This is a genomic window from Staphylococcus sp. HMSC062A01, assembly GCF_001836805.1.
In the GTDB taxonomy this organism is placed as follows: Bacteria; Bacillota; Bacilli; order Staphylococcales; family Staphylococcaceae; genus Staphylococcus; species Staphylococcus haemolyticus.
Window position 1 is genome coordinate 1 of the sequence record NZ_KV830629.1, and the last position, 12,100, is coordinate 12,100.

Here is a 12,100-nt window from a genome sequence, read left to right on the forward strand (position 1 = left end):
ACTCATCAGTCCGATTTGACGTAGAGCCTTTTTTTAATACATATTAGTGATAAATCTAAACGCATGAAATTACAATAAAAATTTTAAAGGTAAGGTAAATGATAGTCGGCCCCCGCATAGAGAATTTCGTTCTGAAATTCTTCAAGCAAAGCAAGCTGGGGTTAAGTGAATACATTCCTCTCCCTAAGTCTTGTATATCATCTATATTTCAAGGTCGCTTGATTGTGTCACTTCAAAATCTTTTCCATCTTGATTTAATTTATCTACATGACTATAAACCTTATGCCATTCTGGGAAGTAACGGTCTAATCTAATTGGTTGAAAATTACTTGATTTCATACAAATTAATTGAGTTGAACCAGTTGTGGCAAGTTCTCCATTCTCATTATATACTTCATAACAATAAACTGATTTAAGTCTTGAATATTGCTCAACCCATGTTTTGATTGTCACTTTTTCAGGATAAAAAATTGATTTTCTATATTTTATTTGAAGGTCTACAACTGGAGAAATGATGCCCTCTTTTTCCATATCTGCATAACTAAAACCCAACTTTCGGATATAATCTGTTCGTGCAACCTCAAACCATGTTGCATAATTACCATGATAAATCACACCCATTTTATCTGTTTCTTGATATCTAGCTTCAATTTCAGTCATACTGTATATCATTCTTAAGTACCTCTTTTCCAAAATCATTCATATTTCATATTAACATAAAAAAGCCATGCCAACATAAAGTCAGCATGGCTTTAAAGTTCATATATTATTGCGCTAATTTATTTCTTAGAACCATTTGTAAAATACCACCATGACGATAGTAATCTAATTCAACTAGTGAATCAAATCGTACAATTGCTTCAAAATCAACGACTTCACCATTTTCTTTTTTAGCATGTACTTTCACAGTATCACGTGGACTTACTGTTTCGTCAATATCAACAGAGATAGCTTCTTTTCCATCTAATCCTAATGATTCTGCTGATTCACCATCTTTAAATTGTAATGGTAAAACACCCATCATAACTAAGTTAGAACGGTGAATACGTTCATAGCTTTGAGCGATAACAGTTTTCACACCTAATAAGTTTGTACCTTTTGCAGCCCAGTCACGAGAAGAACCCATACCGTAGTCGTTTCCTGCTAAAACAGCTAAACCAGTACCGTCTTCTTTATATTTCATCGCTGCATCATATATAGGCATTACTTCATCTGTAGGCCAGTAAGTAGTGAATCCACCTTCAGTACCTGGCGCTAATTGGTTTTTAATACGAATATTAGCAAATGTACCTCTTACCATTACTTCATGGTTACCACGTCGAGAACCGTAAGAGTTAAAGTTTCTAATAGATACATCATGATCTAATAAATATTTACCAGCTGGTGTGTCTTTACCGATTGCACCGGCTGGAGAAATATGGTCAGTCGTAACAGAATCGCCAAATTTACCCATAACTCTTAAATCTTTAAGTGGTTCAATTGTACCAGGCTCTTTTGATAAACCTTGGAAGAATGATGGATTTTGGATATATGTTGAATTAGGATCAAAGTCATATAATGGTGCATCTGTTACATCTATTTCATTCCACATTTCATTGTTATTATACACGTTTTTATATTCTTCTAGGAATAGTTCAGGTGTTACAACACTATCTACAGTATCTGCAACCTCTTGAATTGTTGGCCAGATATCGTTTAAGTAAACATTTTGACCGTCTTTACCTTTTCCAATTGGCTCATTTTGTAAATCAATATCAACTGTACCAGCTAATGCATAAGCTACTACTAATTGAGGAGAGGCTAAATAGTTTGCTTTAACTAATGGATGGATACGACCTTCAAAGTTACGGTTACCAGATAATACTGATGTAACTAGTAAATCTTTTTCAGCCACTGCTTTTTCGATTTCAGGTAATAATGGACCAGAGTTACCAATACATGTTGTACAGCCGTAACCAACTAAGTTAAATCCTAAGTCATCTAAATATTCTTGAAGACCTGAATCTCTTAAGTATCCAGTTACAACTTTTGAACCTGGTGCTAATGAAGTTTTAACAAATTCAGGAACTTTAAGACCTTTTTCAACGGCTTTTTTAGCAACTAATCCTGCACCTAACATAACATATGGGTTAGATGTATTTGTACATGATGTGATTGCTGCGATAGCAATATCACCTGTTTTCATTGTTGCAGTTGAACCATCAGCAAAATTAATATTTGCTTTTTTATCAAATTCACTTTTATCTAGTCCATGTCCTTGGTTACCAGCAGGTGCTGTAACAGATTTTTCAAATTCTTTCTTCATATCACTTAAGAAAATTAAATCTTGTGGACGTTTTGGACCTGATAATGAAGCTTCAACAGTAGATAAATCTAAGTCGATGACATCCGTATATTCAGGGTCTTCTTTATCTACAGTGAAGAACATATTATTTTGTTCTAAATAAGCTTTAACTAATTCAACATGCTCTTCTTTACGTCCAGTTAATCTCATATATTTAAGAGATTCTTCATCAACTGGGAAGAAACCACAAGTTGCACCATATTCGGGCGCCATGTTAGCGATTGTTGCACGATCTGCTAATGGTAAGTCAGTTACACCAGGACCGAAGAATTCAACAAATTTGCCAACTACACCTTTTTTACGTAGTTCTTGAGTCACACGTAATGCTAAATCAGTAGCTGTTGAACCTTGTGGTAATGAATTAGTTAATCGAACACCAATTACTTCAGGGATTGGGAAGTAAGAAGGTTGTCCTAGCATACCCGCTTCAGCTTCAATACCACCAACACCCCAACCTAGTACACCAATACCATTGATCATTGTAGTATGAGAGTCAGTTCCTACAAGTGTGTCAGGAAATGCCGTCTGTTCTCCATCAACATCGCGAACGTGTACAACATTTGCAAGATATTCTAAGTTTACTTGGTGAACAATACCAGTTGCAGGGGGAACAGCATTATAGTTATCAAATGCTTTAGTCGCCCAATTTAAAAATTGATAACGCTCATAATTACGTTCGAATTCTAATTTCATATTTCTTTCTAATGCATCTGGATTAGCATAGCTATCAACTTGAACAGAGTGGTCAATGACTAAGTCAACTGGCACTTCTGGGTTGATTTTATTAATATCCCCACCAACATCGTTCATTGCTTTACGTAATGATGCTAAATCAACAACTGCAGGAACACCTGTGAAGTCTTGCAGAATAACACGAGATGGTTTGAAAGGTACTTCACCTTCATTTCCTTCATTGCCAAAGTTACCCAACGCTTTAATATGTTCATCAGTAATGACAAATTCATCTTCTTGTCTTAATACTGATTCTAATAAAACACGAATTGAGTAAGGTAATTTACTTATTTTTGTTAAACCTTGTTCTTCTAAACTTTTTAAATCATAGTACGTATATGACTGGCCATTTGCTTCAAATGTCTTTTTAGCTTGTTGCTTAATGTTAGAAGTCATTTATATATCCCCCTTGAATATTAAAATTCATATTTATATGCCTTTAAATAAATTGTATAATTATATGTTTTTCAAAACAACTGTATATACCTACATTTCACGTGATTTAGCTTTCGCATTTATAATCAGTATATATAAGTTATTCTTATCATATGCACTTACCACTATAAGTAAATATTATTAATTGAGAATGATTTTCATTAATATATAATATGGTCTCTTTAAAATTCATAAAAAACCCTCAAGTACTTATAAAAGCACTTAAGGGCAATAATGTTATTATGATGACTTCATATTATTTTTCAGCGTTTCTTCTTGATTCACGCTTTTCTAAAATATCAGATTCATAATCTTGTTGTTGATATTTAACATAATCTTGAAGTCTATGTTTGTTTGGTTGAAGTGTTAATCCCAAGAATTTACGTTCTTGGTTTGCATCTTTATAGAAACTAATCATCATCATTATAACTACAAAGGAGAATGGGAACGCACTTATAATTGCCGCACTTTGAATAGCATTTAATGCGTCAGCACCGTTTCCGCCACCTGCTAGTAATAAGATGAATGCGATTAATGATTGAGAAACACCCCATGTTACTTTTACAGCTCTAGAAGGTTCAAGAGAACCAAATGTTGTTTGCATACCCAACACAAATGTAGCTGAATCGGCAGATGTGATAAAGAATGAAGCAATTAGTACTAATGCTATAAGTGATAATGCCATTCCTAATGGAACGTGGTGGAATACACCGAACAACTGAGTTTCAGGTGTCATTTTAAATAATTCAGGGTGTTTTTTACCTGTTTCGATACCTAACACACCAAATACACTGAACCATAAGAAACTTACGATTGCTGGTACTAGTAAAACACCTGAGATAAATTCACGAATTGAACGTCCTTTAGACACACGTGCAATAAATACACCTACGAATGGACTCCAACTTAACCACCAACCCCAATAATAAAGGGTCCATGAAGACATCCATTCACGTTTTTGACCATTTAAAGCTGCAGTGTCAAAACTGTTGAATAAGAATGTATTTAATAAGCTACCAGTTGAACTAGTAAACATATTTAAAATAAGTACAGTAGGTCCAATAATTAAAGCAATAATCATTAAAACAGTACCTAAACCAATATTTAAGTTACTTAAATATTGAATGCCTTTACTTAAACCAGACCATGCACTAGCAATAAATAATATTGTAACTACGCCAATTATAATAGATTGAACCCATACATTATTTGGAACACCAAATAAGTAATGAAGTCCACCATTAATTTGTAACGCACCCATACCAAGTGAAACGGCTACACCTACAACAGTCGCAAATACTGAAAGAACGTCAATAATTGTTCCTATAGGTCCTTCCACTTTGTCACCTAAAATAGGGCGTAGTGTACGTGAAATTAAACCTGGTTCATTTTTTCTAAATTGAGCGTAAGCTAAAGCTAATGCAACTACACCATATACAGCCCAAGCATGGAATCCCCAGTGGAAAAATGTAGAACGTAATGCTTCTGTATATGCTTCAGTAGTTTTAGGATCAGCATTAGGTGGTGAGGCAAAATGTGCCATAGGTTCAGCTGCACCGTAGAACACTAAACCTATTCCCATACCGGCACTAAATAACATCGCAAACCATGAAACAGTATTAAATTCAGGTTTATCATTAGGTTTACCTAGTTTAAGTTTACCGATTGGACTAAAAATTAAAAAGATACAAAAGAACACTATTACAGTAGTCAAAATCAAGTAATACCAGCCAAGCTTTTCAGTAATCCAACTACTGATGTCGCCTGTAATTTTACCAAATTGCTCAGGTAAAAATGCACCGATTAATACAACAATGGCTACTACGATAGCACTGTAAATAAAAACCGATGAAAACTTCTTGTTTTGTTTTGTTTCTTCAGAAGAAGAATTCATAATTTACTTACTCCTTTCCCATATTAAATTTAAAAATTAGTTTGAAATAACTATTGAAGTAATTTAAGACGATATATTAAAGGATAACAAAGCCTTTATACAATATCAAATTTCTTTTAAATTAAACATTTACTAAAATATTTATATGTTGTATAATATATTTTATTCTTAAGTGAGGGGTATTGAATTATGTTTAAAGAATTTAAAGAGTTTGCTCTTAAAGGTAACGTGCTAGATTTAGCAATCGCTGTAGTTATGGGTGCAGCATTCAATAAAATTGTTACATCATTAGTTACATACATTATCATGCCATTAATTGGTAAAATTTTCGGTTCTGTCGATTTTGCTAAAGATTGGGAATTCTGGGGAATTAAATATGGCCTATTTATCCAATCAATTATTGATTTTATAATTGTAGCAATCGCACTATTTATATTTGTTAAAATCGCAAATACTTTAGTGAAGAAAGATGAGCCTGAAGAAGAAATCGAAGAAAATACTGTTTTATTAACAGAAATCCGCGATTTGTTAAGAGCTAAATAATCATAATTTAAGACCGTATGGCAATATTGTATTAATTTTGCCATATGGTCTTTTTTTAGTTCCACTTAAATCGAGTTTGACTTTGATATTGATTCGATGTTACCTCAAGTATTAATGGAATGCGTTGTTTAAGTTCACTAACGTGAGATATGATACCAACCATCCTGCCTGAAGTTTTTAATTTAACCAAAGTATCTAGAGCAGTTTCTAATGTTTCTTGATCTAACGTACCAAAGCCTTCATCTATAAACATCGACTCAAGGGTAATACCACCAGATTCTTGTTGAACCACTTCACTCAATCCTAGTGCTAAAGCTAGAGATGCTTGGAACGTTTCACCACCTGATAATGAACTAATATGTCTAGATTTATTTGAATGAAAATCAAACACTTCAATTTCTAAACCACTATAACCATGAGATATAGATTCTCTTCTTTTTAGCTGATATCTTTCCCCACTCATACGTTCTAAACGAATATTTGCTTGATGGATGATTCGTTCTAAGTAATAAACAAGCACATAGTTTTCAAGCGTCAATTTTTTATTATTTTTTCCTGATAGTACCTCTGATAATTCAAAGATTTCTTGTTGTTCTTTTAATTCTTTCTCTAAATAATTTATATGATCCATTATACTATTAAATTTGTCTTTATTTTTCTGTACTTGATATTGAATTGTAGCACTCGCTTCAACAAACTTATTATAGTTGGATTCAATTTCAGTTTTTGTAGCTTCCAATTTTTCAACCGATTCAGGTTTATTGTCTTTTGTAAGTTGAGATAGTCGTTCAATCTCTAAAGTAAGTTTTTGATGATCATGCTCATATTGCTGAATTTTCATTTCAATTTGCTCTTTGTTGTCTAACTTAGATAATAAAATTTCAACATCTTTGTATGAATTTAGTCCAATTCGCTTCATTTCTTGATTAATTTCATCGCTATGACCACTAATTTCTTGTTCAAGTTCTTTAATAACTAATTGATTATTGTTTAGATTATTTGTTTCGATTTCAATTTGTTGTTTTGTTTGATTTATTTCTTTCTCTAATACTTCGTTCTTAGATACATAATCAGTTACTATTTGTTCATATTGCTTAAAGCACTGTTCAAATTTATTAGTTTCATCATAATTAGTGTAACTTTTAAATTCTTTTATTAGTGTTTCAAATTGATGCTTCAATGATAAAAGTTTTTCATGCTTAATTTGCAAGCTATGATTAATATCTTTATGCTTATCTAGTGTACTTTTAAACTTTTCACGTTGCTTAATTTGAATTTGTAGTTTTTCTTTTTCCTTATTTTTAGTTTTTAATTGTTGTTCTATTTCGTCGATATCACTAATTTCATCATCACTTATTTCTAACTCACTCATTTGATTACTAATATAATCAGAAGTGGTTTCAAGTTTAGTTAACTCATTTATTTTTTTATTTAACTGATTATTAACTTCTTTTATTAAATTTTGATTCTTAGCAATTTCATCAAAATTAATATGTTCATTGAGAGACTCAATTTCATTACCACATATAGGACATGTATCTCCAACATGAAGTGCATTTTGAATTTCTTGAATAAATGTTTGTTTATCATTTAAATCAATATTTGACTTGTCTATATTTTCTAATTGAAGTTTTAAATCTGAAATTTGTTCTTTAGTCTTTTTAATACTTTTCTCTGTTTCGTTGTATTTTTGACTTAAAGATTGGTATTTTTTCTTGTTTTCTCTCAAAGTCACTTTTTTATCAAAAGTGTTTTTTAATTGGAATATCTCCTGTGTTATTTCGTCAATATTCTCGTTATTTACATCTATTTTAGCTATATCATTATTCAATTTATCAATTAAATTCTTATTTTCTTCTTGCTTTTGATTATTCTCTTTTAAGTATGTTTCATTTTGTTTAATTTCGTTAAAGGCTTCATAATACTTATTTATGTTTGTATAAAACTGTTTAGTTTTATCAATATATACAGACTTAATGTTAATATCTTCTGATTGTTCATTTAAAATTTCTTTTTCTTTCTTAAATTTCTCTAATTTATCATTAAGTTTATGTAACTCTTCAAGAATAGAATTTAGCTTAACCTTAGTATTTTCATATTTTTGTTCTTTTGCGTTTCTTTGATTATACAATTGACTCAAGGGTTTAATTTCCATAATTTTACGTAATTCAGCTTTTAATTTTTCAATACTAACTTTGTTTTTTTCTAGTTGAACTTTCTTATTTTTATTTCGATCAAGTTCTTTAAGTGATTCTATTAATTTATTGTTTTCTTCAATTTTTCTTTTAATAGCTTCAAGCGCATCATGATGTTCAGATTTTAATTGTTCATATTTTTCATTTAAGTGTTGACCTACTTGTTCGAACTGAGGTATTGCATTAATAATGTCTTTGGTTTGCATACTATTCAAAGATTTAAATTGAATTAATTCATCATTCTCAAATGTTTCAATATCTTCCCAAAGTATTTGAATCTGACTATAACGTGATTCTATTTGCTTCTTCTCGTCTTTAACTTGATTTAACAATAAATTTTGCATCTCTTCAAAACGGATACTATTGAATAATGTTCTTAAAATACTTTGCTTATCGGAACTATTAGATACTAAAAATTTCTTAAATTCTCCTTGAGGTAATATGAATAATTGTCTGAATTGTTCAGCGTTGATACCTAACAAATCTTTGATAAAACCATTACCAGAGCTGATTTTACTCTCTCGTAGTTCGTAAAGCTGACTTTCTTCATCAAATTCAAAAACATCAAGTTTACCAGGTGTTAAAGAAATATTCCCCTCTTTAATAAATCCAGCCTGTCTAGATATTTTAAATTTTTTATCTTTAATTTTAAATTCATATTCTACACTCATCGGAGATTTACCATCAGCAAAATGACTTCGTAATTCTCCCTCATTTCTACCTTCTGTAGAAGCCTTACCAAATAGAGCATAAACAATGCCATCAAATAACATAGTTTTTCCCGAACCAGTTTTTCCACTAATTAAAAATAACTGTTCATTATTTATTTGTTCAAAATCAATAACTTCATGTATGAAAGGTCCAAAATTATTAAGTATTAATTTAGTTGGTCTCAATTATTTAATCCTCCCTATTGATAACTTGATTTAATAATTGATGTATTTTCTTCTCTTGATAATTTGTTAAATCTTCATCTGTAATTGTTTTGTAGAAATTTTTAATTATTGTAGGATCATCTTTAGTTTTAAAATCTGCGTACGTTGATTTATTATGATTTTCAAAAGTGATATTACTAAGCGAAAGTGTATTTGGATATATCTGTTTAAGGTGGATGATAGGGTCCGTGACATGAGACATATTTTTAAGTTTGAAGTGAAAATAATTGTCCTTATTTTTCACAGGAACGTCACCTTGTATAACAGACGAGTAGTCACCTTCAATTTGCTCTAACTCTCTTAAAGGTTTTAATTGTACAAACTTAATATTTATGTCATTTTTTGAACTAATCATTAATTTTTTGTATCCTTTGGCCTGGTTCACTTCAGAAAATGAGTATTGTAATAACGAACCACTGTAATCAACAATATTATCTGTAATACTAAATGGATGATGAAGATGTCCTAATAGTACTTTGTCAAAAATTTGGAAGTTAGCGCTTTCTACACTTTCAACGGTTCCAATTGTAAGTGGCCTTTCAGATTCTGATGTTTTACCACCTTTTATGGTTAAATGGCCAATTAAAATATTAATTTGATTAGGGTCTATAATCTTCGAAATGTGGTTAATACACTTTTGAGTTGCTTGCTCATATGTCTTGATATCATCATCATTAAAGTAAGCCTTAATTTCACTAATAGTGGCAAAAGGAAGTGTGTAAAAGTTAATATTATTAATAGTTATAGGTGTAGACATTAATTCTAGTTGCGTTCTAATATATAATTGTGAAAACTCAAACCATGTTGACCCATAATTTAATCTTTCTCTACCATCATGATTTCCATTGGTTATAATTGTAGGAATTTTCATATTTACATTTATAGTTTTAATCGTTTCTTCAAAAAGTCTAATGGTCTCCTTACTAGGATAAGACGTATCATATATATCACCCGAAATAACCAGAACATCTGGTTTCTCTTCCTTCAAATTATCAATAAATTTGTTCAATATGTAATGTTGATCTTCTAAAAATTGCTTACCATTTAAAATCTTACCTAAATGCCAATCAGCAGTGTGAATAACCTTCATAATGACCTCCCTTTAGAACATTTGTTCGTGTATATTATATCTTGAATCACACTATTGTTCAAACTAAAAAAGATGGAACAAATGATTAATTTAAATTCATTGTCCCACCTATGTTATTGAGCAGCTATTAATAACCCCAACATGCTCTGCTTGTAGAATTTCTTATTTTGAAATTCTCTTTGTTGGGGCCCCAACCCCAACTTGCATTACTTGTAAAATTTCTTATTTGGAAATTCTCTTTCTTGGGACCCCGCTCAGCCCGGCAAGGTTGAATCGAATTAAAAAAGCTTGTTACAAGTATGTTTTTAATTCATTCAACTACTTCCAATATGTAATTATAGCCTGAGATATTAATTTATGTCCCAGGCTCTACTAAAATTTTCAAAGTAATTTAAAATACATCATTTTTTAAATCATTATTCAATTATTTGACAGTTGACCTTTTCAACTTTTTATATTTATATAACATTGCTAATCTCCAAGGAACAATCATGCTAAACGCAAGTAAGAAGAACATGCCGCCAATTTCACCAGGATCAATTTTACTACTGATAAATATTTTAATTAAAGTGCGTATAATTAATAAGGAAATTAAAATGATTGGAAATGCTTTTGAGCGCTTCATATAAATTTCAGTACCATGTACCTCAAAGTGACTTGTCCATATAAGAACAGATGAGAATAAGACACCTAGAATAATCGACTCTAAAATTTCAGTACCAGTCAATCTAAAGTACGGAATCACATACATCAATGCGCCTGTAGCCATGAAAAATGGTGGTAATATAATTTTCTTTTCATTAACAGGAAAGTTTTGAGCTTTCATTCGAATAAAAATTACTACTATACCCATAAATAAAGCAAATACAATAGAAAAAATTAAATACGCCAACGTTACACCTTCTTATATATTCATAAACTCTTACTCTTTATTACTCATTGTAAGTTATTTAGATTATTAAATATTTTTCTTTTTTAATAATACTAAAGTTGTTTTACTACAAAAATAAAGGATTGTAAACCTTAAAGGTACTACAATCCATTTAAAAATTATTTTTTTGAACTTTTCATGTTTTGATCCATGTTTTTATTCATCATTGTCATCATTTGATTGATTTTCTTTTGCGATGGTTTTTGACCCATTTGCATCATCATCATTCGTAACATTTCTTCATTAATGGGTGGGTTTTTTTTCAAATAATCCATCATATATTTACGTGCTAAAAAGAAACCACCAACTAGTCCACCGATAAGCGCTACAATGATTAATAAAATTGCTAACCATGTTGCCATTGTTTCACCCACTTTCTATATCCTACTGAATTTTACTAAATTACTATTCTATTTTCAAGAGCTAGTTAGTAATTCTGCATCCATTTGTTATCATAACAAATACTTAAACGAATGTAATACTTATTTTTAGTTAACTTAAAAATTATTTTGTATTGCTCATTCAAATTAAAGAAGACTTTCCAATGAAAGCCTTCTCAGTTCTCTAATTTCTTATCTAATATTAAAATGTGTGAATTTGATTTAATACATTTTCTTTAGTGAAACCATATTTTTCTACGACTAAGTCGCCAGGGGCACTTGCACCAAATTGGTCAATACCTATCACTTTACCTTCAGTGCCTACATATTTGTGCCAACCTAATGGAGATGCCATTTCAATTGCAACACGTTTAGTAATTTCTTTAGGAATTACAGACTCTTTATATTCTTCTGATTGTTGTTCAAAAGCAAACCAGTTAGGCATTGATACTACTCGTACACCTTTACCTTGTTTATCTAAATCTTTAGCTGCTTCAATTGCTAAGCTAACTTCTGAACCAGTAGCAAGTAATAGATACTCAGGTTTAGTTTCAGTTTCGAAGACCACATAAGCACCTTTACGAACACCTTGTTCAACTGTCTCTTCATCTACATCTAAAT

Annotated in this window: 9 protein-coding genes; 1 reads left to right on the forward strand and 8 read right to left on the reverse strand. The window is 30.9% G+C overall.

All coding sequences use genetic code 11. From position 1 onward, the window contains the following. Positions 1–201: 201 nt before the first annotated feature. The 3 genes from menI to HMPREF2715_RS08145 all read right to left on the reverse strand — a co-directional run bounded on the left by menI (position 202) and on the right by HMPREF2715_RS08145 (position 5,405). Positions 202–672, reverse strand: coding sequence for a 1,4-dihydroxy-2-naphthoyl-CoA hydrolase MenI (menI, locus tag HMPREF2715_RS08135; RefSeq protein WP_070440159.1), 471 nt, complete (start codon positions 670–672; stop codon positions 202–204). 94 nt (positions 673–766) lie between these two features. After that, complete coding sequence (acnA, locus tag HMPREF2715_RS08140) at positions 767–3,472, reverse strand: aconitate hydratase AcnA (RefSeq protein WP_070580627.1); 2,706 nt, start codon at positions 3,470–3,472, stop codon at positions 767–769. Between the two features lie 295 nt (positions 3,473–3,767). After that, positions 3,768–5,405, reverse strand: a complete 1,638-nt coding sequence (locus HMPREF2715_RS08145; RefSeq protein ID WP_070440155.1) for a BCCT family transporter — start codon at positions 5,403–5,405, stop codon at positions 3,768–3,770. Positions 5,406–5,594: 189 nt separating this feature from the next. On the opposite strand from HMPREF2715_RS08145, the gene mscL reads away from it, so the two are divergent. Then, positions 5,595–5,948 (forward strand): large conductance mechanosensitive channel protein MscL, encoded by a 354-nt coding sequence (mscL, locus tag HMPREF2715_RS08150; protein WP_070440153.1) that lies wholly within the window; start codon positions 5,595–5,597, stop codon positions 5,946–5,948. Between the two features lie 55 nt (positions 5,949–6,003). On the opposite strand, the gene sbcC is transcribed toward mscL, so the two are convergent. The 5 genes from sbcC to HMPREF2715_RS08175 form a co-directional block, all read right to left on the reverse strand. Further along, on the reverse strand, positions 6,004–9,039 hold the full coding sequence (gene sbcC / locus HMPREF2715_RS08155; protein WP_070440151.1) for an exonuclease subunit SbcC: 3,036 nt from the start codon (positions 9,037–9,039) through the stop codon (positions 6,004–6,006). Positions 9,040–9,043: 4 nt separating this feature from the next. Continuing rightward, positions 9,044–10,168: an exonuclease subunit SbcD gene (gene sbcD, locus HMPREF2715_RS08160; protein ID WP_070839822.1), complete on the reverse strand. Its 1,125-nt coding sequence runs from the start codon at positions 10,166–10,168 to the stop codon at positions 9,044–9,046. A 424-nt stretch (positions 10,169–10,592) separates the two neighbouring features. Further along, positions 10,593–11,060, reverse strand: coding sequence for a CcdC family protein (locus tag HMPREF2715_RS08165; protein WP_070440147.1), 468 nt, complete (start codon positions 11,058–11,060; stop codon positions 10,593–10,595). Positions 11,061–11,218: 158 nt separating this feature from the next. Beyond that, the gene (locus HMPREF2715_RS08170; protein ID WP_011275855.1) at positions 11,219–11,461 is read right to left on the reverse strand and encodes a YneF family protein; all 243 of its coding nucleotides are present in this window, start codon (positions 11,459–11,461) and stop codon (positions 11,219–11,221) included. 220 nt (positions 11,462–11,681) lie between these two features. Further along, the coding region (locus HMPREF2715_RS08175; RefSeq protein WP_305367170.1) for a transketolase-like TK C-terminal-containing protein at positions 11,682–12,100 on the reverse strand (419 nt) is incomplete at its 5' end.